Source organism: Allobosea sp. Root670 (genome assembly GCF_001429415.1).
GTDB classification, from domain to species: Bacteria; Pseudomonadota; Alphaproteobacteria; order Rhizobiales; family Beijerinckiaceae; genus Allobosea; species Allobosea robiniae.
Window position 1 is genome coordinate 32,007 of record NZ_LMJU01000021.1, and the last position, 22,109, is coordinate 54,115.

At 67.7% G+C, this 22,109-nt stretch carries 21 protein-coding genes; 8 read left to right on the top strand and 13 right to left on the bottom strand.

Translation table 11 applies throughout. The annotated features are described in order from the left end of the window. Positions 1-113 precede the first annotated feature (113 nt). Together ASE61_RS25090 and ASE61_RS25095 are read left to right on the top strand one after the other, a co-directional pair. On the top strand, positions 114-539 hold the full coding sequence (locus ASE61_RS25090; RefSeq protein WP_061971649.1) for a hypothetical protein: 426 nt from the start codon (positions 114-116) through the stop codon (positions 537-539). A 70-nt stretch (positions 540-609) separates the two neighbouring features. Then, the gene (locus ASE61_RS25095; RefSeq protein WP_061971650.1) at positions 610-2,811 is read left to right on the top strand and encodes an esterase-like activity of phytase family protein; all 2,202 of its coding nucleotides are present in this window, start codon (positions 610-612) and stop codon (positions 2,809-2,811) included. An 87-nt stretch (positions 2,812-2,898) separates the two neighbouring features. On the opposite strand, the gene ASE61_RS25100 is transcribed toward ASE61_RS25095, so the two are convergent. Genes ASE61_RS25100 through ASE61_RS25115 form a run of 5 tightly spaced genes read right to left on the bottom strand, consistent with a single transcriptional unit; the run spans position 2,899 to position 5,952 of the window. Then, a complete protein-coding gene (locus tag ASE61_RS25100; RefSeq protein ID WP_061971652.1) occupies positions 2,899-3,699 on the bottom strand; it encodes a MetQ/NlpA family ABC transporter substrate-binding protein in 801 nt (266 codons plus the stop codon). A 42-nt stretch (positions 3,700-3,741) separates the two neighbouring features. Further along, the gene (locus ASE61_RS25105) at positions 3,742-4,407 is read right to left on the bottom strand and encodes a methionine ABC transporter permease (protein WP_061971654.1); all 666 of its coding nucleotides are present in this window, start codon (positions 4,405-4,407) and stop codon (positions 3,742-3,744) included. After that, positions 4,397-5,515: a methionine ABC transporter ATP-binding protein gene (locus ASE61_RS25110; protein ID WP_082617742.1), complete on the bottom strand. Its 1,119-nt coding sequence runs from the start codon at positions 5,513-5,515 to the stop codon at positions 4,397-4,399. Before ASE61_RS25110 ends, ASE61_RS25105 begins: the two co-directional genes overlap by 11 nt. Before the next feature lie 7 nt (positions 5,516-5,522). Then, the gene (locus ASE61_RS26735) at positions 5,523-5,696 is read right to left on the bottom strand and encodes a hypothetical protein (RefSeq protein ID WP_156407231.1); all 174 of its coding nucleotides are present in this window, start codon (positions 5,694-5,696) and stop codon (positions 5,523-5,525) included. Positions 5,697-5,703: 7 nt separating this feature from the next. Continuing rightward, complete coding sequence (locus tag ASE61_RS25115) at positions 5,704-5,952, bottom strand: hypothetical protein (protein WP_061971656.1); 249 nt, start codon at positions 5,950-5,952, stop codon at positions 5,704-5,706. A 410-nt stretch (positions 5,953-6,362) separates the two neighbouring features. Between ASE61_RS25115 and ASE61_RS25120 the strand changes: the two genes are divergently transcribed. After that, positions 6,363-6,740, top strand: coding sequence for a hypothetical protein (locus ASE61_RS25120; protein WP_061971658.1), 378 nt, complete (start codon positions 6,363-6,365; stop codon positions 6,738-6,740). 110 nt (positions 6,741-6,850) lie between these two features. Continuing rightward, positions 6,851-7,330: a copper chaperone PCu(A)C gene (locus tag ASE61_RS25125; protein WP_061971660.1), complete on the top strand. Its 480-nt coding sequence runs from the start codon at positions 6,851-6,853 to the stop codon at positions 7,328-7,330. 102 nt (positions 7,331-7,432) lie between these two features. Here ASE61_RS25125 and ASE61_RS25130 read toward each other — a convergent pair whose 3' ends face one another. Further along, positions 7,433-8,362 carry a dihydrodipicolinate synthase family protein gene (locus ASE61_RS25130; protein ID WP_061971662.1) on the bottom strand — a complete coding sequence of 310 codons (930 nt, stop codon included), beginning with the start codon at positions 8,360-8,362 and terminating at the stop codon, positions 7,433-7,435. Between the two features lie 26 nt (positions 8,363-8,388). Beyond that, positions 8,389-9,075, bottom strand: coding sequence for a fumarylacetoacetate hydrolase family protein (locus tag ASE61_RS25135; protein ID WP_061971663.1), 687 nt, complete (start codon positions 9,073-9,075; stop codon positions 8,389-8,391). A gap of 216 nt (positions 9,076-9,291) precedes the next feature. Here ASE61_RS25135 and ASE61_RS25140 point away from each other — a divergent pair, with 216 nt between their 5' ends. Then, a complete protein-coding gene (locus ASE61_RS25140; RefSeq protein WP_061971665.1) occupies positions 9,292-9,501 on the top strand; it encodes a cold-shock protein in 210 nt (69 codons plus the stop codon). Between the two features lie 204 nt (positions 9,502-9,705). On the opposite strand, the gene ASE61_RS25145 is transcribed toward ASE61_RS25140, so the two are convergent. Further along, complete coding sequence (locus tag ASE61_RS25145; RefSeq protein WP_244493023.1) at positions 9,706-10,944, bottom strand: multidrug effflux MFS transporter; 1,239 nt, start codon at positions 10,942-10,944, stop codon at positions 9,706-9,708. 139 nt (positions 10,945-11,083) lie between these two features. Further along, positions 11,084-11,719, bottom strand: a complete 636-nt coding sequence (locus ASE61_RS25150; protein ID WP_061971666.1) for a glutathione S-transferase family protein — start codon at positions 11,717-11,719, stop codon at positions 11,084-11,086. Between the two features lie 127 nt (positions 11,720-11,846). On the opposite strand from ASE61_RS25150, the gene ASE61_RS25155 reads away from it, so the two are divergent. Next, positions 11,847-12,596, top strand: a complete 750-nt coding sequence (locus tag ASE61_RS25155) for a hypothetical protein (RefSeq protein WP_061971668.1) — start codon at positions 11,847-11,849, stop codon at positions 12,594-12,596. 9 nt (positions 12,597-12,605) lie between these two features. On the opposite strand, the gene ASE61_RS25160 is transcribed toward ASE61_RS25155, so the two are convergent. After that, the gene (locus ASE61_RS25160) at positions 12,606-13,553 is read right to left on the bottom strand and encodes a lysylphosphatidylglycerol synthase domain-containing protein (protein WP_061971670.1); all 948 of its coding nucleotides are present in this window, start codon (positions 13,551-13,553) and stop codon (positions 12,606-12,608) included. 280 nt (positions 13,554-13,833) lie between these two features. On the opposite strand from ASE61_RS25160, the gene ASE61_RS25165 reads away from it, so the two are divergent. Beyond that, entirely contained in the window at positions 13,834-14,136 is a 303-nt protein-coding gene (locus ASE61_RS25165; protein WP_061971671.1) for a hypothetical protein, read from the top strand. A 37-nt stretch (positions 14,137-14,173) separates the two neighbouring features. Here the strand turns inward: ASE61_RS25165 and ASE61_RS25170 are convergent, their stop codons facing one another. Together ASE61_RS25170 and ASE61_RS25175 are read right to left on the bottom strand one after the other, a co-directional pair. Continuing rightward, entirely contained in the window at positions 14,174-16,459 is a 2,286-nt protein-coding gene (locus ASE61_RS25170) for an NADP-dependent malic enzyme (RefSeq protein ID WP_061971673.1), read from the bottom strand. Between the two features lie 121 nt (positions 16,460-16,580). Further along, positions 16,581-18,413, bottom strand: a complete 1,833-nt coding sequence (locus tag ASE61_RS25175) for a methyl-accepting chemotaxis protein (RefSeq protein ID WP_061971674.1) — start codon at positions 18,411-18,413, stop codon at positions 16,581-16,583. Positions 18,414-18,516: 103 nt separating this feature from the next. Here ASE61_RS25175 and mutS point away from each other — a divergent pair, with 103 nt between their 5' ends. Beyond that, complete coding sequence (mutS, locus tag ASE61_RS25180; protein ID WP_061971676.1) at positions 18,517-21,240, top strand: DNA mismatch repair protein MutS; 2,724 nt, start codon at positions 18,517-18,519, stop codon at positions 21,238-21,240. Between the two features lies 1 nt (position 21,241). Here the strand turns inward: mutS and ASE61_RS25185 are convergent, their stop codons facing one another. Beyond that, positions 21,242-22,099, bottom strand: coding sequence for an NlpC/P60 family protein (locus ASE61_RS25185; protein WP_061971677.1), 858 nt, complete (start codon positions 22,097-22,099; stop codon positions 21,242-21,244). Positions 22,100-22,109: the final 10 nt, after the last annotated feature.

Below are 22,109 nucleotides of genomic sequence, written 5' to 3' on the forward strand. Positions count from 1 at the left end.
ATCCCGACGGTCGGTTCCAATTACCTCCCGCTTAATCGACCGGCCGACGCGGTTCCGTCAGCATTCCCCTCATCGAAACGGGCTTGAGGCCCAGAATCGCCAAGGAGAATGCCATGTCGCTGATCCAGTCCTCGCCCCTGCTGCGCAGCGCTCTCGTCCTCGACGCCGCCGCCTGCGCTGGCCTCGGCCTCATCCTCGCCACCACGGCCGGGCCGCTTGCCGCCCCGCTCGGCCTGCCCGCGGAGTTCCTGCGCGGCGCCGGTCTGGTGCTGCTGCCTTGTGCGGCGCTGATCGCCTGGTTCGCCAGCCGCAGGGTTTTGCCGCGCCTCGCGGTCTACGCCGTGATCGGCGTCAATCTGCTCTGGATCGCCGACAGCATCGCGATCCTGCTGATGGGCTGGTTCGCCCCGACCGGGCTCGGCATCGCCTTCGTCCTGGCCCAGGCTGCTGCGGTTGCGATCGTGACCGAGCTCGAAGTCATCGGCTTCAAGCGCTCGGGTGCGGCAGCCCTTTCCGGCGAGGCCGCGTCGCTTCGTTGAAAACCGTCATGTGACTGTCGCATGGGCTGATTAGCCGACGGGCCTCTGTCCCCGTCAGCGGTGAGATCCCATGCGCCAGCCCCTCGTCCTCGCGGCTCTTGCCGCTGTCCTGCTCAGCGGCACGGCCATGGCCGAGCCGCTCTTCAACCGGATCGCCACCTTCTCCGTGCCGCAGAACCTGCCGGCCGACCGCGATCCCAAGAAGAAGACCGTCTCCGAGATCATCGCCGCCAATGGCGACGGCACGCTGCTCGCCTATACCGACGCGGAGCAGAAGGCGATCGGGATCATCGACATCGCCGATCCCGCCAACCCCAAGCCCGCCGGCTTCGTGCCGCTCGAAGGCGAATCCACCTCGGTCACCATCCTCGGCGACAAGGCCTTCGTCGCCGTCGTCACATCCGGCGACAATTTCAAGGAGCCGGCCGGCCATCTCGCCACCGTCGATCTCAAGACGAAGCAGGTCGTGGCGAAATGCGATCTCGGCGGCCAGCCGGACTCGGTCACGCTGACCAAGGACAAGGGCAAGATCGTCATCGCCATCGAGAACGAACGTGACGAGAAGCTCAACAAGGGCGCCCTGCCGCAGCTTCCCGCCGGCAATCTCACCCTGATCGGCATCAAGGACGGCGCCATCGACTGCGCCACCCGCCAGGTCGTCGACATGACCGGCATCGCCGCCGTCGAGTCGACCGATCCGGAGCCGGAATTCGTCGACGTCAACCAGGACGGGCTCGTCGTGGTGACGCTGCAGGAGAACAACCACCTCGCCATCGTCGATTCGAAGACCGGCAAGGTCGTGACGCATTTCTCCGCCGGCACGGTCGATCTCAAGAACATCGACAAGACCCGCGACGGCAGGATCAGCCCGACCGAGGAATTGAAGGGCGTCGCGCGCGAGCCCGACGCCGTGCGCTGGCTCGACAATGACCGCTTCGTCACCGCTAACGAGGGCGACTGGAAGGGCGGCTCGCGCGGCTTCACGATCTTCCGCAAGGACGGCACCGTCGAGTTCGATTCCGGCTCCGATGTCGATCACACCGCCATGCGCCTCGGCCATTATCCCGAGAAGCGCTCGGGCGCGAAGGGCAGCGAGCCCGAGGGCATCGAGGTCGCGACCTATGGCCAAGATCGGCTGATTTTCGTCGGGTTGGAGCGCGCCTCGCTGGTGCTGGTCTACAAGGACGAGGGTGCCGGCAAGGCGCCGCGCTTCCTGCAGGCGCTGCCGACCGGCATTGGCCCGGAGGGCCTGCTGGCCATCCCGCAGCGCGATCTTTTCGTCTCGGCCTCCGAGACCGATGTCGGCGAGAAGGCCGGCGCGCGTTCGGCCGTGATGATCTATCGCCGCGCCGAGCAGGTTGCCGCCTATCCGACAATCCAGTCCGCCGATGAGAACGGCCTGCCGATCGGCTGGGGCGCGCTCTCCGGCCTCGCGGCCGATCGCGCGGCACCCGGCAAGCTCTTCGCGATCACCGACAGCGCCTATACGCCTTCGCGCCTCCTTGAGATCGACGCGACGCAGAAGCCGGTGAAGATCACCGGCGCCATCACCGTGACCAAGGACGGCAAGCCCGCCTCCTACGACCTCGAGGGCATCGCGACCCGCGAGGGCGGCGGCTTCTGGCTGGCTTCCGAGGGCAACCCCGAGAAGAAGGATGCGCCGCTCGCCGATATCCTGCTGCGTGTCTCGGCCAAGGGCGAGGTTGAGGAGGAGATTCGCCTGCCGGAAGCGCTGGCGAAGCACGCGATCCGCTTCGGCTTTGAGGGCGTGGCGGTGACGGGTACGGGCGCGGACGAGACCGTCTGGCTCGCCGTCCAGCGCGAATGGAAGGACGATCCCAAGGGCAAGGCCAAACTGCTCTCCTACAAGCCGGCGACCAAGGAGTGGGGCGTGCTGCACTACCCGCTGTCGCAGCCGGCCGCGGGCTTCTGGATGGGCCTCTCCGAGCTGGTTTCCCTTGGCGACGACCGCTTCGCCGTGATCGAGCGCGACAACGGTTTCGGCGCCAAGGCGGTGAAGACGCTCCAGACCTTCTCGGTCAAGGGCCTGAAGCCGGCGGCGATCGGTGCGGCGGAGATCCCGACCGTGACCAAGACCCTGCTGCGCGACCTGACGCCCGACCTGATGAAGGCCGGCGGTTACGGCCTCGACAAGGTCGAGGGCATGACGATCGACAAGGCCGGCAATCTCTTCGTCGTCACCGATAATGACGGCGTCGACGATTCCTCTGGCGAGACCCAGTTCTTCGCGTTCGGCCCGCTGCCGCGCTGATCCCGCAAATAAAAAACCCCGGATGCGGGTCGCATCCGGGGCAAGGCGCCTGGCCATATGACTGGAGAGCCAGGTGGGGAGGAGCGGTTACCAGCCGGCGAGGACGGCGCCCTTGAAGCGCTCGGCGACGAAGGCCTTGATCTCGGGCGTGTGGTAGCTTTCGACCAGCGTCTTGACCCAGGGCTTGTCCTTGTCGGCGCTGCGCACGGCGATCAGGTTGACATAGGGGCCCTTGGCGTCCTCGCGCAGGATCGCCGAGGCCGGGTCGATCTTGGCATCGACGGCATAGTTGGTGTTGATCGCCGCGGCGGCGACATCGGCCAGCGAACGCGGGGTCTGCGCGGCTTCGATCTCGATGATCTTCAGCTTCTTCGGGTTGCCGACGATATCGGCCGGGCTCGGCTTGAAGCCGACGCCGTCCTTCAGCTTGATCACGCCCTTGTCCTGCAGCAGCAGGAGCGAGCGGCCGCCATTGGTCGGGTCGTTCTGGATCGCGACGGTCGAACCATCAGGCACCTGCGACCAGTCCTTGTACTTGGCCGAGTAGATGCCGAGCGGGAAGTTCACGGTCAGGCCGGCGCTCTCGATCTTGAAGCCGCGATCCTTCACCTGATTGTCGAGATAGGGCTGGTTCTGGAAGGAATTGGCCTCCAGCTCGCCGGCATCGAGCGCCTGGTTCGGCACGACATAGTCGGAGAACTCGATGATCTTGAGGTCGATGCCCTTCTTGGCGAGGACGGGCTTCACCTTCTCCAGAATCTCGGCATGCGGGCCGGGCGAGACGCCGATGCGGATCACCTGGTTCTGCTGGGCAAGGGCGGGGACGGCGGCGAGCGTCAGGGCAAAGCCGGCGAGCAGCGCGGCACGGCGGTTGAGAGAGGTCGTCATGATGTCGGTTCCTTCAGTCGGATGCGGATGAATGGGGCAGCGTCAGGCGTGACGCAGACGCTTGTTGAGATGGCGGGCGAGCCGGTCGCCGATGCTCTGGACGAGCTGGACGAGGACGATGAGCACGGCGACGACCGCCGCCATCACGTCCGGCATGAAGCGCTGGTAGCCGTAGCGGATGCCGAGATCGCCGAGCCCGCCGCCGCCGACCGCGCCGACCATGGCCGAGAAGCCGATCAGGCTGACCAGAGCCAGCGTCAGGCCGAGCACGATCGCCGGCAGCGCCTCGGGCACCAGCACCTTGCGCACGATCTGCACGGGCGTGGCGCCCATGGCGCGTGCGGCCTCGACCAGCCCCTGGTCTACCTCGCGCACCGCGCCTTCGATCAGCCTTGCGATGAAGGGCGTGGAGGCGACGGTGAGGGGCACGATCGCGGCGGCGGTGCCGATCGAGGTGCCGGCGATTAGGCGCGTGAACGGGATGATCGCGACGACCAGAATGATGAAGGGCGTCGAACGCGTGGCGTTGACCAGCGTGCCCAGCAGGAGGTTGGCGGCCGGCGCCGCGAAGAGCTCGCCGCGCTTGCTGGTGGCGAGGAAGACGCCGAGCGGCAGGCCGAACAATGTGCCGATGCCTGCCGCGACCGCGACCATGGCCAGCGTATCCAGCGTCGACTGGGCGATCAGGCGGATGATTTCAGGAGACATGGCCGATTACCTCCGCCTTGAGTCCGAGGCTTCTGAGGGCGCCGAGCACGGCGTCGCTCTCAGGGGCACGTGAGGGCACCGAGACGAGCAGGCTGCCGAAGGGCTGGCCGGCGATGGCGTCGATCCGCCCGGCCAGGATGTTGACGTCGACGCCGACGATGGCGCTGAGCCGGCTGATCACCGGGGCGGTCGCGTTCTCGCCGAGGAAGGTGATGCGCAGCACGATATTGTCGCCGGGACGGGCCTCCTTGCGGACGCGATGGGCGAGATGCTCGGGCAATTCGACGCCAGTCACCGTCTCGACGAAGCTCGCCGTCGTCGGGTGCTGCGGGTTGGTGAAGACCGCGAAGGTCTCGCCCTGCTCGACGATCTGCCCGCCCTCGATCACGGCGACGCGGTCGCAGATCTCCTTGATGACGGGGATCTCATGGGTGATCAGCAGGATGGTGATGCCGAGTTCGCGATTGACTTGGCGAAGCAGGGCGAGGATCGAGCGCGTCGTCTCGGGGTCCAGCGCCGAGGTCGCCTCGTCGCAGAGCAGCACCTTCGGATCGGTGGCCAGCGCCCGGGCGATACCAACGCGCTGCTTCTGCCCGCCCGAAAGCTCGGCCGGATAGCGCGCGCTCTTGTCGGACAGGCCGACCAGGGCGAGCAGGCGCTCGACCTTGGCCGTGATCTCGGCCTTGCCGGCGCCGGCGATCTCCAGCGGCAGCGCGACATTGTCGAAGACCGTGCGCGAGGACAGCAGGTTGAAATGCTGGAAGATCATGCCGATCCGCCTGCGCTGCTGCCGCCAGCCGGATTCGGTGAGGCCCGTGACATCGGTGCCTTCGATCAGGATGCGCCCTTCGGTGGCGCGCTCCAGCCCGTTGACGAGGCGGATCAGCGTCGACTTGCCGGCGCCGGAGCGCCCGATCACGCCGAGGATGGTGCCGGCGGGCACGTCGAGATCGATCCCGGCGAGCGCGCCGACCGGTTGCTGGCCGCGGCGGCCCGGATAGGTCTTGCCGACCCGCTCGAAGCGGATCGCCGGCTCGGGCAAGGATAGGGGCAAGGAAACAGAAGAGACGCCGGCACTGAGCGTGCCGGGTCTGACGGGGGCGTTCATCATGTCCTCAGAAATGCGTGTGGCAGGACCAGTGGGCGATGCCGAGCTGCTCGATGGTCACGTCATGGACCGAGCGGCGCTGATCGTCCGCGGCTGCGGCGTCGAGCGGGTCGAAGGTGGCAGGGACGGCTTGCGCGAACCAGTTCGCGATACCGTTCCAGAGAGCGGCAAGAAGCTGCATCGCCGCCTCACGAAGCCAGCAGCAGCGGCGCGCGTCGCTGCGAACGGAAGAGCCGGCGGGCGGCGGTCTCGGCAGCGCCCGGCGTCGCGAAACGCTGCCCGTCCAGCGCCCGGAAGGCGGCGGAGGCCGAGACGAAGGTGAAATCGCGCTCGTCGGCGCGGCGGCTCACCAGCCCGATCTGGGCCTCGCCGAGCTCGATGACATAGGCTTGCTGCGCCGGGCGCGCCCGGCTGGGAAGAGACTGAATCTGGGACATGGAACTGCCTTTCGCCGCTGGCGGCGTTCGTCGAAACGATCGGGTGGGAACGGCCCCTCGGCCTTGCGATCTCAGCGTCGACAGCGGCAGGACATTCGGCGGAAGCGGGATTGGCTTCGGCTCGTTTTCGCAACGGTCATGTCAGTCTCCTCGATCTGGAGCCCACGACCCAGTCGTGGCGCTTTAGCGTTTGGTGACGCGGCGCAAGCTGCTGCTCAAATCTCCGCGGCTCCCCGATCGCTCAAGGAACGATCTGCAATCTGATGGAGAGCGTCCTCTTTGTCAACCGGATCGTTCTTTTGAAGAAACGGTACGGCGGAGAAGAATTTTCTCCGCAAGCTCCTTGCTCCGATGACTGATGCGGCAATGCGCGGCTTGACGAAGCCGGGGAAGCGGCGCCATTTGCGGCCATGCAGGCTCGTGCCGCCCTTCTCAATCGTCTTCGCCGCTCCGGGCTCGGGGCCTGGCTGGCGATGGCCTATGCGCTCTGCGTCATGGCTCTGGCGCTCGCGCCGGCTCCTGCCATGGCGGCGTTCGGTGGTTCGGACGGCGTCGTGCTCTGCTCGGGCGCTCCGGTTCCCAATGAAGGCCAGCCGGTTCCTCTCGGCGATCTCGCCCATTGCAAGGGTTGTCCGCTCAATCCGGTTCTCGCTGGCCCGCCAGTCGAGGCTGCGCCCGTACCGGGACGCCTCGCCACGCGGCTCGTTGCGGCCGAGCTATGGGCCGAGGGTTTGCCGCATCGTTTCGCGGCCGGGCTCGCGCAATCGCGCGCGCCGCCGCTGGGCTGAAACCTCCGCCTGCCCATCCGCATCCAATTCCGGCCTGTCCGCTTCGTTTGGGAGCGAGGGCACGTCTTCACGAGGCTGCGTCAGCGGCCCGTTCATCCAGGATATCCATCATGAAGCTTTCCTATTCACTCGCCGCCGCGGCTCTCCTGCTCTCGGCCGGCTTCGCCACCGCCCATGAATTCAAGGCGGGTCCGCTCAAGATCGGCCATCCCTGGTCGCGCGCCACGCCGGCTGGCGCCAAGGTCGGCGGCGGCTATCTCTCGATCGAGAACACGGGCACGGTCGCGGACCGGCTGGTCTCGGTGTCCGTTCCCTTCGCGGCGCGCGCGGAAGTCCATGAGATGGCAGTCAAGGACGGCATCATGACGATGCGGCCACTGGATAATGGCGTCGATGTTCCGGCCGGCGCCAAGATCGAGTTCAAGCCCGGCGGCTACCACATCATGTTCATGGACCTGAAGCAGCAGCTCAAGCAGGGCGAGATGATGAAGGGCACGCTGACCTTCGAGAAGGCCGGGACCGTCGATGTCGAGTTCAAGGTCGACTCGATTGCGGCAAAGGGCGGCGAGGGCGAGCACAAGGGGCATTGAGCCCGGATATTCAAGCGTCATGCTCGGGCTTGACCCGAGCATCTCTTGCCGGAGATTCTCGGGTCACCGCTATGCGGCGCCCGAGAATGACGTTCTGATCGATCAGATCTTCGCGCGCGGGTCGTGCTTGGCGATGCGCGACAGCAGGTAGTCCACCTCGGCCTTGGCCGCGGCGCTGAGCGCCGCGCCTGGCTTGCGCTGGGCGTCATGGCTGAGGATGCCGCGCTTCATCATCGTGTATTTGCGCACGGCAAGGCCGACACCCTGCTGCTGCTCGTAGCGCATCAGCGGCAAATGCGCGTCGAAGATGTCATGGGCCTCGTCGCGTTGGCCGGCCTTCTGCAGGCGCACGACGTCGATCAAGAGTTCCGGGAAGGCGTAGCCGGTGTTCGCGCCGTCGGCGCCGCGCTCCATCTCGAAATCGAGGAAGAGCCCGCCATTGCCGGTCACGATCGAAATCGGGCGCAGCGAGCCTTCCTTCTGGAATTTGCGCAGCGTCGAGATCTTCTCCAGCCCCGGCCAGTCCTCGTGCTTCAACATCACGCAGGACGGGTTGTCCATGACGATCTTGCGGATCACCGCCGGCGTCATCACCACCGAGAGCGTCAGCGGATAGTCCTGGATGACGAAGGGGATGTCGCTGCCGATCGCCTCGACGGCCTGCGCGTAATAGCCGGTGATCTGGTCGTCGGTGCGCAGGGACGGCGGCGGGGCGATCATCACGCCGCCGGCGCCGAGATCCATCACCTGCCGGGCGAGCGAGCGCATCGCGGCGAAGCCGGGCGCCGAGACGCCGACGATGATCGGCTTGCCGCCCATCCGGGCGACGCAGCGCTTGACCAGCTCGACCGATTCCTCGGGCTCGAGCTTGGGCGCCTCGCCCATGATGCCGAGCACGGTGACGCCGTCCGAGCCGATGTCGTGATAGAACTGGAACAGTCGGTCGGCCGAGGCCCAGTCGATGCTGCCGTCCGGGTTGAACGGGGTCGGCGCGATCGGGAAGACGCCGGAAGCGTCGGGGGTGAGGCGCATGATGCGGTCCTTGTCGTGTCGTTAGGTCAGGCGATGCGGGTGCGGACGGTGCCGACGCCGACGATCTCGCCTTCGAGTACGTCGCCCTTGTTCACCGCGGCGACGCCTTCCGGTGTGCCCGTGAAGATCAGGTCGCCCGGCTTCAGTTCGACGAGCCCGGAGAGATAGGCGATCGTCTCCTCGACGTTCCAGATCTGCTTGGCGAGGTCGGAGGTCTGGCGCACGACGCCGTTGACGGTGAGCTCGATCTTGCCGGCGCTGGGATGGCCGGCATGGCTCGCCGGTACGATCTCGCCGATCGGGCCGGAGAGGTCGAAGCCCTTGGCCATGTCCCAGGGGCGCCCAGCCTTCTTGGCGACGTTCTGCAGGTCGCGGCGGGTCATGTCGAGCCCGGCGGCATAGCCGTAGACATGGGCCAGCGCCTCGGATTCGGGGATGTCCTTGCCGCCGGTGCCGATCGCGACGACGAGCTCCATCTCGTGGTGGAGGTCCTTCGTCTTGCTCGGATAGGGCATGTCGGCGCCGTTGATCAGCAGCGCGTCGGCCGGCTTGGTGAAGAAGAACGGGTCCTCGCGATCGGGATCATGGCCCATCTCGCGGGCATGTTCGGCGTAGTTGCGGCCGACGCAAAAGATGCGGCGCACGGGGAAGGAGCCGCCGCCCGCGACCGGGACGGCCGTCACGGCCGGCGGGTCGATCACAAAATTGCTCATCCTGCTGCTCCCTTGATCACAAGCTTGCGCCGTTCATGGGCGAGCGGCGCCCGGACCGCAAGCGGCTTGCGTCGGCGGCGGGCCTGCACGGGAGGCATTGCGGCACGCTTTTCGCAAGCGCGGCACGGGTTGTGCGGCGCGTCGTTGCAAGTGGGACGATTTGCTCCTTACATTACCCCGCCGGGGGAACCGGCGAGCCTATGGAAGGAACGGCATGTGAGTACGGGAACCGTGAAATGGTTCAACGAGACCAAGGGTTACGGCTTCATCACCCCGGATGGCGGCGGCAATGATGTCTTCGTCCATGTCAGCGCAGTGACGCGCGCTGGTCTGCGCGGTCTGAACGAAGGGCAGAAGGTCAGCTACGATCTCGAGCCGGATCGCAAGACCGGCAAGAACTCGGCCGTGAACCTGCAGACGACCTGAGCGCGTCTATGCGTTCTGCGGGAAGGCGGTGGCGGCGTCTTTCCCGAGCCTAGGGCGGACCGCTCTCGGTCCAGGTCGGACCGAAGCGGATTCCAGGCATTCCCGTCGCCGCAGGCGGCGGTGCGCAGGTGAAAGCATCGGGTCGAGAAGTGGATCCCACTTTTCGGAAAAACCCGATGCGATGACAATGGCCTAAGGGCTTTCTCAGACCCGGCCCGGCGCCGGATGGAACAGCCGGCCTCGCTCCACGATCAGCACGACGACGAGCGCCGCGATGCCGCAGAGCGCGAAGCCCAGCGTCAGCGGCACGACCGTGCCGTTGAAATGCTGGCCGATATAGAAGCCGAGCAGCGCGCCGATCACCGTGGTGACGAAGCCCTGCACCGAGGAGGCCGTGCCGGCGACATGGCCGAGCGGCTCCATCGCCATCGCCCCGAAATTGGGGCCGATCAGCCCGAAGCAGAACATCGCCCCGCCCTGCAGGATCGCGAAGCTCCAGAGCGATTCATGGCCGGCCAGCGCCACCAGCGCATGGATGCCGGTCAGCGCGATATAGCCGAGCAGCGCGCCATGCGAGACGCGGCGCATCCCGAGCTTGCCGACGATGCGCGAATTCAGCAGCGAGGACGCCGCCATGAACATCGCGATCAGCGCGAAGATGGTGGTGAACAGCTCCGGCGCGTGGAAGACGTCGACGAAGACCTGCTGTGCCGAGTTGATGAAGCCGAAGAGGCCGCCGAGCACGAAGGCCATGGCCAGCATGTAGCCGACGCCGATGCGGCTGGTCAGGGTCGTCCGGAAGGAGGCGAGCACGCTCGCCGGCTCGATCGGCTTGCGGTCCTCGGGATGCTGGGTCTCGGGCAGTTTCAGCAGGACCCAGATCATCACGACAGCGCCGAAGCTGGTCAGCACGCCAAAAATCCAGCGCCAGGGCGCGACCCAGAGGATCGCCTGGCCGATCGAGGGCGCCAGGATCGGCACGGCCAGGAAGACGATCATGGCGAGCGACATGACGCGCGCCATCTCGCGGCCGGAATAGCAGTCGCGCACGATCGAGACGACGAGCACGCGGGTCGCGGCGGCGCCGATGCCCTGCACCACGCGCGCTGCCATCATCGCCTCGAACGAACCGGCGAAGGCAGCGGCGATGCTGGCGACCACGTAGATCGAAAGGCCCGTGAGCAGCACCGGGCGCCGGCCGAACCGATCCGAGATCGTGCCGTAGAAGATCTGCGAGACGCCGAAGCCGAGCAGATAGGCAGTGATGATCCATTGCCGCTGGTTGGCCTCGACGATGCCGAGCGCCTCGGCCATCTGCGGCAGGGCCGGCAGCATCGAATCGATGGCGAGCGCGTTCGTCGCCATCAAGGCGGCGGTCAGGCCGACGAAGGGGTAGAAGCCCATGCCGTGGCGCGGCCGGGCAAGGGCGGACATGTCGTTCATGGCGATCGCGAAGCTTGCTGCTAGACCCGGCGGCTGCGGTCAAGCGGCAGCGGCGGGCGAAATTCTGCCCGCAGCATTAGCCCCGCCGGGTCCGCCGGGCAACCGGTCCAATCGGCCATGCGCCATGCACCGGGCGCGTTCACCCTTGCTTCTGCATCTCGGCCATCAGCGCATCGTCGATCTCGGCGGCGCGCCGGGCCGCCGGCCGCGCGGAGATGCGGGCGCCATAGGCCTCGAAGGCCGGCCGCTTCTCGATCGTGCCGAATTGCAGCCCCCACAGGACCTGCGAGCCGACATAGACGTCGGCGGCGCTGAAACGGTCGCCGGTCAGGTACTCGCCGCGGGTCACCGCGTATTCGAGCGTGTCCATCGTATCGGCATAGGTGCCGTAGCCGATGGCCCGCGCCCGGTCGGGCGGCACTTCCAGGCCGAAGGCCTTGCTGGCGACGGCGGCCTCGACCGGGCCGGCGGCGAAGAACATCCAGCGATAATAGGGGCCGCGCGACCGGCTGTTCGGCGCGGGCGCGAGCCCGGCCTGCGGGAAGGCATCGGCCATATAGGCGCAGATCGCAGCGCATTCCGTGATGACCGTATCGCCATGGACCAGCGTCGGCACCTTGCCCATCGGGTTCAGCGCCTTGTAGTCCGCGCTCTTCATCGGCGTGCCGAAGCCGACGATCTCGGCCCGGTAGGGCTGGCCGACCTCCTCCATCATCCAGCGGGCGATGCGTCCGCGTGACATCGGGTTGGTGTAAAGGACGAGTTCGTCGGCCATCGTCTTTTGCCTCCATGATGGTTCGAGGATGCCCTTATCCTGCGGCATCGGCGTGACGCTGTCAGGAGCCCGTCGCCTGACGCGGGCAGCCTGAGCTGTTATCGTCGCGGCGAAACAGGACGGAAACATGAACGAATCAGGCGTGGCGCGCAGCGTTTCCGTCAGCGACGGGCGGATGGCGATCGAGGGTCTGTCGACCCGCTATGTCCAGGATGCGGCGCGGCGCTTCCGGCTGTCGGCTTCGGGCCTGCGTTTCGTCGGCGGCTTCGAAAGCCGCGACGGCCGTCTGGAGGAAAGCCGGCGCTTCCTCGCCGAGGCGACGGTTGTCGATGGCGGCTTGCGCCGCGCCGGGCGCGAAGGCGAGGCCGGCACGATCGCCCTGACCTTGCGCCCGCTGTCGCAGGCTGGCGAGCAGCCGCGCCTCCTCCTGATGCTCGGCTGCCGCGACGAAGGTGGCGCCTCGCAGCCCTTCGCCGAGGCCTTTCTGGCGCCCGCCGTGTTTGCAGCGCTCGAGGCGGATATGCTCGCCGGCCTGGCGCAGGACATCTCGCTGAGCGCTACGACGAGCCTCTGGATGCGCGAGGAGGATCGCGGGCGCACGCATGGCGAACCGCTCGACTGGTATCTCGGCCTCGACGCCGATGGGCGCTCGACCCAGCCCGCGCACGGCTTCATCGAGACGATCGAGTGGCGGCCTCGCGAGCTTCCGGTCGCCATCGAGACCGCGCCGACCCCCGATCCCGTGGCGGCTCCCGTCCATGAGACCGAGGATGACTGGCCGGAAACCGCTGCCGAGCAGCTGGGCAAAATCAACGGGAGCTTCCGGCTGCTCCTGCTGATGCTGGCCTTCCTGCTGATCATCGTCGCGATGAAGTAGGCGCAGACCCTACGGCTCGTGGCGACGGATGCGGCGGATCATCTCGTTCAGCGCCAGCAGCACCAGCGCCAGGATGAACGGCAGGATGTAGTAGACCACCCGGAAGATCAGCAGCGCGCCCAGCACATGCTCGTAGGGGAAGCGGTTGAGCGCGACGAGCATCGTCGCCTCGAACACGCCGAGCCCGCCCGGCGCATGGCTGGCGATGCCGATCAGGCAGGCGAAGATATAGGCGGCGAGGAAGGTCGGATATTCCAGGCCGTAGCCGCCGGGCAGCAGCACGAACAGCACGGCGGCGGCCGCGCAGACCTCGCAGGCGCCGAGCGCCATCTGGCCGAGCGTGGTGCCGAGGCCGGGCAGGTGCAGGTTCCAGCCGCGCACCCGGATCGTTCGCTCGTCCGTGGCGATCCAGGCGAGATAGCCGAGGATGCCCAGGCCCACGAGCCCGCCGACGATCTGGACGACCAGCGGCGAGGTCCGCGCCAGCATCGCCACCGCATCGGCTGAATAGATGAGGCTGGCGCAAAGGATGGCGCCGAGCCCGAGCCAGAAGGTGATGCCGGCGATCACCGTCAGGCTCGCCACCTCGGAGGCGCGCACCCCCTTCGGCGAATAGATCCAGTAGCGCACCGTGCCGCCGGTCACGATCGGGAAGCCGAGCGTGAACGAGACGGAGTAGCTGGTGAAGGAGGCGAGCGCGGTCGTGCGATAGGGAATCGAGAGGCCGAGCCGGCGCAGTGCCAGCTTGTCGTAGCCGGTCAGCAGCAGATAGCTCAGCGCGGTGAAGGCGACGGCGAGGCCGAGCTGGCGCAGGCTGGCATTGGCGAAGGCGCCGGCAAGCTGGCCCGGCTCCATCCCGCTGATGATATGCCAGAGCACGACCAGCGAGGCGCCGAAGATGACGAAGCTCGCCAGCGGGCCGAGCCACCACCAGCGGCTGCGCTTGCGCAGGGGCATTCCTGGCTCATGCGGGCCGAACGACATGCGCTCTCGGGGTTGCGCGGCGCTGCGGGATCGCGGCGGCGCGGTGGCGGGCGGGGCTCGGGTTCAAGCTCCGCCCGACAGATAACGCCTCGGCGGCAATGCACAAGCCGCTGCGACGAATGACGCCGATGAAGGAGGCGACTGGCGCGATGCGCTCACCGCCTGACCATGGCCAGGAGCGTGCGATCGCGGGGGTGGGAACAGCGATGCGGAGCCTTGCGTTTCCAGTTCGAATTCACAGGGGAGTTTTGCCATGCCTCAGGGAGACAAGTCCGCCTACACCGACAAGCAGAAGCGCAAGGCTGAGCATATCGAGGAAAGCTACGAGGAACGTGGCGTTTCGCACGAAGAGGCCGAGCGCCGCGCCTGGGCGACCGTCAACAAGGACAGCGGCGGCGGCAACAAGTCCGGCTCAGGTCGGGGGCAGCCGGACACCGATGAAGCCGCAAAGCGGGGTGGCAAGCTGGGTGGCGAGGCTTCCGCCGCGCGGCCGAAAGCGGCGCGTTCCGCTTCAGCGAAAAAGGCAGCCGAGACGCGCAGGAAGAAGGCATCCTGAGCCGAACGATCTGCCCGGCTCAGGCGTTATCGGGCAATCAGCCGCCGATATTGAAGGCGGCGAGCGCGGCCATGTTGACGATGTCGGAATCCTTGGCGCCGAGCGGCACGATCTGGATCGGCTTGTCGAGGCCGACGATCAGCGGGCCGATCACGGTTGCGCCGCCAAGCTCCTGCAGCAGCTTGGTTGAGATCGAAGCCGAGTGGAAGGCCGGCATCACCAGCACGTTCGCCGGCCCCGAGAGGCGGCAGAACGGGTACTGGCTCATCACCTCGCGATTGAGCGCGACATCGGCCGCCATCTCGCCGTCATACTCGAAATCGACGCGCTGGCCGTCGAGCAGCGCCACGGCCTCGCGCACCTTCTCGGAACGCTCGCCGGCCGGATGCCCGAAGGTCGAGAAGGCGAGCATCGCGACCTTGGGCTCGTAGCCGAGCCTGCGGGCGACGCCGGCCGCCTCGATCGCGATTTCCGACAATTGCCGCGCGGTCGGCATTTCGGTGATCGCGGTATCCGCCACGAGGACGGTGCGGTCCCGCGAGATCACGACCGAGATGCCGATCACCCGGTGGCCCGGCTTCTCGTCGATGACGCGGCGGACCTCTTCCAGCGCGATCGAGTAGTTGCGGGTGACGCCGGTCACCATCGCATCGGCATCGCCGAGCGCCACCATCGCCGCGGCGAAATGGTTGCGGTCCTGGTTGATCAGGCGCTGGCAGTCGCGGAACAGGTAGCCCTGCCGCTGCAGCCGCTCGTAGAGATATTGCGCATAGGCGCTGTTTCGATGCGAGAGCCGGGCATTCTGGATCGAGATCCCCTTGGCTTCGAGGTCGACGCCGAGGAAGGTCGCGGCTTCGGTGATGCGGTCCTCGCGGCCGACCAGGATGGCATGGCCGAGCCCCTGCGCCACGAAGGAGGCGGCGGCGCGGATGACCTGCTCCTCCTCGCCCTCGGCGAAGACGACGCGCTTGGGATAGCGCCGCACGCGCTCGAAGATGCGGTTGAGCGTGCCGGCGATCGGGTCGCGCCGGGCCGAGAGCTGCGCCTTGTAGGCGGCGACGTCGACGATCGGCTTGCCGGCGACGCCTGAGTCCATCGCGGCCTTGGCGACGGCCATCGGCACGACATGGATCAGGCGTGGGTCGAACGGCACCGGGATGATGTAGTCCTTGCCGTAGCGCGGGCGCGAACCCTGATAGGCGGCGGCGACCTCGTCGGGTACGTCCTCACGGGCGAGCATCGCCAGCGACTCGGCCGCGGCGATCTTCATCTCCATGTTGATCGTGGTCGCGCGCACGTCGAGCGCGCCGCGGAAGATGAAGGGGAAGCCCAGCACGTTGTTGACCTGGTTCGGATAGTCCGAGCGGCCGGTCGCCATGATCGCGTCGTCGCGGATGGCATGGACCTCCTCCGGCGTGATCTCCGGATCGGGATTGGCCATGGCGAAGATGATCGGGTTCGGCGCCATCGCGGCGACCATCTCCGGCGTCACCGCGCCCTTCTGCGACAGGCCGAAGAAGGCGTCGGCCCCGTCCAGCGCCTGCGCGAGTGTGCGCCGGTCGGTGACCGCAGCATGAGCCGACTTCCACTGGTTCATGCCCTCGGTGCGGCCCTGATAGATCACGCCCTTGGTGTCGCAGAGAATGACGTTGTCGGGCTTGAAGCCCATCGCCTTGAGCAGTTCGATGCAGGCGATCGCCGCGGCGCCCGCGCCGTTGATGACGAGCCTGGTCGTCTTGATGTCGCGCCCGGTGATGTCCAGCGCGTTGATCAGGCCGGCGGCGGCGATGATCGCGGTGCCGTGCTGGTCGTCATGGAAGACGGGAATGTCCATCAATTCGCGCAGGCGCTGCTCGATGATGAAGCATTCCGGCGCCTTGATATCCTCGAGATTGATGCCGCCGAAGGACGGGCCGAGATAGCGCACGGCGTCGATGAACTTGTCCGGATCCTCGGTATCGACCTCGAGATCGATCGAGTCGACATCGGCGAAGCGTTTGAACAGGACCGACTTGCCCTCCATCACCGGCTTCGAGGCGAGCGCGCCGAGATTGCCGAGGCCGAGGATCGCGGTGCCGTTGGTGATCACGGCGACGAGGTTCGAGCGCGTCGTATAGTCATAGGCGCGCGACGGGTCCTCCGCGATCGCCAGTACCGGTACGGCGACGCCGGGCGAATAGGCCAGCGAGAGGTCGCGCTGCGTCGCCATCGGCTTGGTCGGCACGATTTCCAGTTTGCCGGGCCGTCCCTGCGAATGGAACAGCAGGGCTTCCTGGTCGGTAAAGGTCGGGCGGGCTCTCTTGGTCGTCGGACGGTCGTTCATCGAAGCGTCTTTTCTTGTGCGTTTCCTCGAGGGGTACCGACCATAAGGCGGCGGCGCCCGAGATCACAAGCGGCGAGTGCTTCACAGAACTCTTGTCGTGGCGAAGGGTATCCCGGGCGGGTCAGGTCCGCGAGGCGGTGCGCACGCTGCGCACGAAATCCGCGACATAGCGATCGAGCGCCTCGGCCTGCTCGTCGACCTTGCGGGCGGCCTCCGCGACATGGATCGCGGCATCGCCGGTGACGCGTGCTTCCGCGCCGACTGCCCCGACATTGGTGGTGACGGTGTCGGCGCTCAGTGCGACGGCCTGCGCATCGGCGGCGATCGTCGAGGCGATGCCGGCCTGGCGGCTGACGACGGCGGCGATCGCGCCCGAGGTCTGCTCGATCGTCGTCATCGTGCCCTCGATATGGGCGACGGCCTCGAAGGCGGCCGCGGCGGCGCCGCGGATATCGGCCAGCGTCGCGGCGATGTCGCGGGTCGCCTTCTGCGTCTGCTCGGCGAGCGTCTTGACCTCGCCGGCCACCACCGCGAAGCCGCGTCCGGCAGCCCCGGCGCGGGCCGCCTCGATCGTCGCGTTGAGGGCGAGCAGATTGGTGCGGGCCGCGATCTCCTCGATGAAGTCGAGCACGGCGCGAACCTTGTCGGCGGCTTCCGTCAGCCCGGCGACGTCGCTGCGCGTGCTGCGGACGTAGGATGCAGCGGCGCGCACGGTGTCGTCGGCATGGCTGGTCTGCTGGGTGAGTTCGCGGATCGAGGCCTCGATCTCTTCGGCCGCAATCGCGACGCTGCCGATCCGGCGCGAGGCGCTGCCGGCCTCCTGCGTCACGCTTTCGGCGCGCTGGGTCGTCTTGTTGGCGTTTTCGACCATCTGGCCGGCGGCATCGTGCATGCCGCGCAGCGAGGCGCCGACATCGCGGAGCGCCTTGCCGACGGTTCGCTCCAGATCACCGGCCAGCGCGTCGAGGGTCGTCTTGCGCAGCGTCTCGATCTCGCCGCGGCGGGTTTCCAGCGTCTTCTCGGCTGTGACGTCGAGCAGGATGCCGTCCCAGACCAGCGTTCCGTCACGCAGGCGCCGCTTGGTCGATTCACTGCGCAGCCAGACGATGCCGCCGTCGGGCGCGTGATAGCGTCCCTCGAAGCGCCAGAGCGTCTCGGTGTCCTGCTGGTCGCGCCGCTGCTGCTCGAAGCGGGCGCGATCCTCCGGCAGGAGTTTTCCAAGCCAGATCTCCGGGTCCCGTTCGACCTCTTCCCTGGTGATGCCGAGCAGCCTGTCGATGGCGAAGGAGGCGAACTGGTAGGTCAGCGTGCCGTCCGGTCGCACGATGCGCTGGTAGAGCGTGCCCGGCGCGCGATCGATCAGCGTGCGCAGCCGATAGGCCGTTTCCCGTCTTTCGCTGTCGTTGATGACGATGATGCCGGTCAGGAAGATGCCGATCGTTCCGACCAGGATCATCACCGGCACGGCTTCGCGCAGGAAGCGCTCGCCGGCCGCGCCAGGGATGAAGCCCACCGAGGCGATCAGGATGAGGGCGTCGATGGTGCTCAGCGCGGCGAGATCACCGATGCCGAGCGGCCGCCGGCGGCGCGCCAGCCACAGGGCATAGGCGATGCCGATCGCGGCGCGGGCGAGGATGCCGGTGATGCCCGTCACCATGCCGACGCCGCCGCTGAGATAACGCATCACGACGAGCGGCGCAGCCGTCAGGACGGAGGCGATCGGTCCGCCGACCGGGCCGGCGAGGATCGCGAAGCTGTTGCGCGAATCGACGACGAGGCCGGGCATGATCTCGAAGGGGTTGCCCATGCTGACGAGGGCGCCGGCCGCGAACAGCACGCCGACAATGACCTGACGCAGCCAGGAGCGGTCGCTGAGCCGAGGCGTCGCGACGGTCAGCAGCAGTCCCGCCAGCAGCAGGAAGAACAGGCTCTCGGCGAGATTGATCAGCAGCAATGTGGAGGCCCTGGCCCGATTCGGCGCCCGAATATTGCTTTCAATTGTTGAAAGCCGTCCTAACGGATGGTCTTGCCCGGGCATTTTGCTAGCGTGCCGCGCAATGCGCCAGAATTCCTCTTCCGAACCCGCCCGTCCCGCGCCCCCGGCTGCGGCCGCGGACCGCGTCACGCCGATGATGGCGCAGTACGTCGAGATCAAGGCCGCCAACCCGGACTGCCTGCTCTTCTATCGGATGGGCGATTTCTACGAATTGTTCTTCACCGACGCGGAGATCGCCTCGCGCACCCTCGGCATCGTCCTGACCAAGCGCGGCAAGCATCAGGGCGACGACATCCCGATGTGCGGGGTGCCGGTCGAGCGTGCCGACGACTATCTCCAGCGCCTGATCGCCGCCGGCCATCGCGTCGCCGTCTGCGAGCAGACCGAAGATCCGGCCGAGGCCCGGAAGCGCGGCAACAAGTCGGTGGTGAAGCGCGACGTGGTGCGCCTCGTCACGCCGGGCACCATCACCGAGGAGCGCCTGCTCGAACCCGGCCGCGCCAGCCTGCTGGTCGCCGTCGCGCGCCGCAGGACCGGAGAATCGGCCTCCCTCTACGGGCTCGCGGCGATCGACATCTCGACCGGCCGTTTCACCGTGATGGAGACGCCGCAGGAGCGGCTCGCCATAGAATTCTCGCGCCTGGAGCCGCGCGAGATCGTCTGCCCGGACGCGATCCATGACGATCCCGAACTCAAGGAATTCTGGCGCGAGATCGCGGTCCCGGTGACGCCGCTCGCCCGTGACGGACTCGACGCGGCCTCGGCCGAGCGGCGCCTGAAGGAATTCTTCGGCGTCGCCACGCTCGATGCCTTCGGTGCCTTCACGCGGGCCGAGATCGCCGCGGCCGGTGCGGCGCTGGCCTATGTCGAGCGCACCCAGCTCGGCGCCCGCCCGCCGCTCTCGGCCCCGGTGCGCGATTCCGGTTCGGCGACGATGCTGATCGACGCGGCGACGCGCGCCAACCTCGAACTGACTCGCACGCTGGGCGGCGAGCGCCAGGGCAGCCTGCTCGCTACCATCGACCGCACGGTAACGCCGGGCGGCGCCCGCCTGCTGGCCGAGCGCCTCGCCGGCCCCTTGACCGATCCGATTGCCATCGCGGCGCGCCATGATGCCGTCGAGCTGCTCGTCGCGGATGCCGGCTTGCGTGAGGATCTGCGTTCCGCCCTGGAGAAGGTGCCGGATGTCGCCCGCGCGCTGGCGCGGCTCTCGCTCGACCGTGGCGGCCCGCGCGATCTTGCGGCGCTCGGTGCCGGGCTCGATGCGGCCCGCGCGATCGCGGCGCTGCTCGTCCGGCGAGGCGAGCTTCCGGTCGAGCTGGCCCGCGCCATGCGAGCGTTGGGCGAGAGCGATCCCGATCTGCCGGTGCGCCTCAATGCGACGCTGGCCGACGAATTGCCGCTCAACCGCCGCGACGGCCGTTTCGTGCGCGAGGGGTTTGACGCGGCGCTCGACGAATTGCGCCTGCTCCAGATCGACTCGCGCAAGGTCATCGCCCAGTTGCAGGCACGCTACGCGACAGAGACCAACTGCCGGACTTTGCGCATCAAGCACAACGCCATGCTCGGCTATTTCGTCGAGGTGCCGCAGGCAGCCGGCGAGGAGTTCCTGCGCGATCCCTGGCGCGCGACCTTCGTGCATCGCCAGACTATGTCCGACGCGATGCGCTTCTCCTCGGTCGAGCTCGGCGAGCTCGAAGCCAAGATCGCCTCCGCCGCCGACCGGGCGCTGAAGCTCGAACTCGCGATTTTCGCCGCGCTCTGCGAGGCCGTTCTGGCCCAGGCCGAGCCGATCAAGGCGGCAGCGCTGGCTCTGGCCGAGCTCGATGTCGCCGCGGCCCTGGCCGATCTGGCAATCCGCGAGGGCTGGAGCCGCCCGCAGGTCGATGACGGCGTCGCCTTCACCATCGAGCGTGGCCGCCATCCCGTGGTCGAGGCCGCGCTGAAGCGGGACGGGAAACCCTTCGTCGCCAACGACACCGAATTGTCGCCACCGGCCACTGAGGCCAAGGGCGGGCGCATCTGCCTGATCACCGGTCCGAACATGGCCGGTAAATCGACCTTCCTGCGCCAGAACGCCCTGATCGCCGTGCTTGCCCAGATGGGCTCCTTCGTGCCGGCGACCTCGGCGCATATCGGCATCGTCGACCGGCTGTTCTCGCGCGTCGGCGCGGCCGACGATCTCGCGCGTGGGCGATCGACCTTCATGGTCGAGATGGTCGAGACGGCGGCCATCCTGAATCAGGCCGGCCCGCGCGCGCTGGTCATTCTCGACGAGATTGGACGCGGCACCGCGACCTTCGACGGTCTCTCGATCGCCTGGGCCGCGATCGAGCATCTCCACGAGATCAACCGCTGCCGCAGCCTGTTCGCGACCCACTATCACGAGCTGACGGCGCTCGGAGACCGGCTCGACCGCGTCGCCAACGCGACCGTGCGCGTCACCGAATGGAAGGGCGAGGTCGTCTTCCTGCACGAGGTCGTGCCGGGCGCGGCCGATCGCTCCTACGGCATCCAGGTCGCCAAGCTCGCTGGCCTCCCGCCGGCCGTGGTCGAGCGTGCGCGCGCCATCCTCGGCGAGCTCGAGAAGACCGAGCGCGAGAAGCCGGTCGCCTCGCTGGTCGACGATCTCCCGCTTTTCGCCGTGCCACAGCGTCGGCAGACGCCGGTGGTTCCCGGAGGCGAGCCGGACGGGTTGCGCGAGGCGCTTGCCGGGATCGACCCGGACGAGATGACCCCGCGCGAGGCGCTGGAAGCGCTCTATCGCCTGAAGGGTTTGGGCTGAGCTAGCCCAGCCGCTTGATCGCCGTGATCTCGCCGAAGCTCTTGGCGCGGATGCGGTCGCGCGCTTCGCGCAGGGGCTCGCGATAGACGCTCATCACATGTCCGCTGGCGTGGAGCAGCGTGTCGGGGGCGGTCAGGATGCCGACATGGCCCTTCCAGAAGATCAGGTCTCCACGCTGGAGCCCCGATAGATCCTCGCGCAGTTCGACCGGGCGGCCGAGCGTCGCTTCCATCATGTCGGAATCGCGTGGCGCGGAAATCCCGGCCACCGCGAGGCTGAGCTGCGTCAGCCCCGAGCAGTCGAGCCCGAGGCTGGTCTTGCCGCCCCAGAGATAGGGTACGCCGACGAAGCGCTCGGCGACCTCGACGAAATCCGGCTCGGGCTGGTCGAGCGGCGCGAGATGGGCGGCGAAGACATGGCCGCCATCGGCCAGAACCGCGAAATCGCCCTTGTTCTCGACCACGGCGACATTGGCGCCGAGCGAGAGCGTGGTGAGCGGCGGCAGTTTGATCGAGGGGCCGGGGTAGACGAAGGTTCGCAAACCCGCGACGCGATGCGTCGGCGCGGGCTGGTCCGGGCGCAAGGCATCGTCGGGGATGTAGCCGACATAGCCGTCATGGGCGAGCTGCGCCCAGGCCCAGCCCTCCTCGCGCTCATAGACCTCAACCAGTTCGCCGGCCAGCGCCTCGGTGTCGAGGGCGGCGTCCGGGCGTGGCTCGCGCCGCACCGGGGCGGAGGCCGCGACGATGCGCATCGGTTGCGGGTAGGCGAAGCGGGCGGCCTCGACCTGGCCCGTCAGCGCACGCGCTGCGAGATCGGGGCGGAAGGCATGGATGCGGCGGTCGAGAATCGCGGTCATGGCGGCAATC

Bases quoted from the DNA above. Each gene is read 5' to 3' on its own strand.
- ASE61_RS25135 (WP_061971663.1), bottom strand. From the start codon at position 9,075: ATGAGCAATTTTGTGATCGACCCGCCGGCCGTGACGGCCGTCCCGGTC.
- ASE61_RS25165 (WP_061971671.1), top strand. From the start codon at position 13,834: ATGCCTCAGGGAGACAAGTCCGCCTACACCGACAAGCAGAAGCGCAAG.
- ASE61_RS25125 (WP_061971660.1), top strand. From the start codon at position 6,851: ATGAAGCTTTCCTATTCACTCGCCGCCGCGGCTCTCCTGCTCTCGGCC.
- ASE61_RS25170 (WP_061971673.1), bottom strand. From the start codon at position 16,459: ATGAACGACCGTCCGACGACCAAGAGAGCCCGCCCGACCTTTACCGAC.
- ASE61_RS25100 (WP_061971652.1), bottom strand. From the start codon at position 3,699: ATGACGACCTCTCTCAACCGCCGTGCCGCGCTGCTCGCCGGCTTTGCC.
- ASE61_RS25120 (WP_061971658.1), top strand. From the start codon at position 6,363: ATGCAGGCTCGTGCCGCCCTTCTCAATCGTCTTCGCCGCTCCGGGCTC.
- ASE61_RS25145 (WP_244493023.1), bottom strand. From the start codon at position 10,944: ATGAACGACATGTCCGCCCTTGCCCGGCCGCGCCACGGCATGGGCTTC.
- ASE61_RS25115 (WP_061971656.1), bottom strand. From the start codon at position 5,952: ATGTCCCAGATTCAGTCTCTTCCCAGCCGGGCGCGCCCGGCGCAGCAA.
- ASE61_RS25090 (WP_061971649.1), top strand. From the start codon at position 114: ATGTCGCTGATCCAGTCCTCGCCCCTGCTGCGCAGCGCTCTCGTCCTC.
- mutS (WP_061971676.1), top strand. From the start codon at position 18,517: ATGCGCCAGAATTCCTCTTCCGAACCCGCCCGTCCCGCGCCCCCGGCT.
- ASE61_RS25105 (WP_061971654.1), bottom strand. From the start codon at position 4,407: ATGTCTCCTGAAATCATCCGCCTGATCGCCCAGTCGACGCTGGATACG.
- ASE61_RS26735 (WP_156407231.1), bottom strand. From the start codon at position 5,696: ATGCAGCTTCTTGCCGCTCTCTGGAACGGTATCGCGAACTGGTTCGCG.
- ASE61_RS25160 (WP_061971670.1), bottom strand. From the start codon at position 13,553: ATGCCCCTGCGCAAGCGCAGCCGCTGGTGGTGGCTCGGCCCGCTGGCG.
- ASE61_RS25095 (WP_061971650.1), top strand. From the start codon at position 610: ATGCGCCAGCCCCTCGTCCTCGCGGCTCTTGCCGCTGTCCTGCTCAGC.
- ASE61_RS25150 (WP_061971666.1), bottom strand. From the start codon at position 11,719: ATGGCCGACGAACTCGTCCTTTACACCAACCCGATGTCACGCGGACGC.
- ASE61_RS25185 (WP_061971677.1), bottom strand. From the start codon at position 22,099: ATGACCGCGATTCTCGACCGCCGCATCCATGCCTTCCGCCCCGATCTC.
- ASE61_RS25155 (WP_061971668.1), top strand. From the start codon at position 11,847: ATGAACGAATCAGGCGTGGCGCGCAGCGTTTCCGTCAGCGACGGGCGG.
- ASE61_RS25110 (WP_082617742.1), bottom strand. From the start codon at position 5,515: ATGAACGCCCCCGTCAGACCCGGCACGCTCAGTGCCGGCGTCTCTTCT.
- ASE61_RS25130 (WP_061971662.1), bottom strand. From the start codon at position 8,362: ATGCGCCTCACCCCCGACGCTTCCGGCGTCTTCCCGATCGCGCCGACC.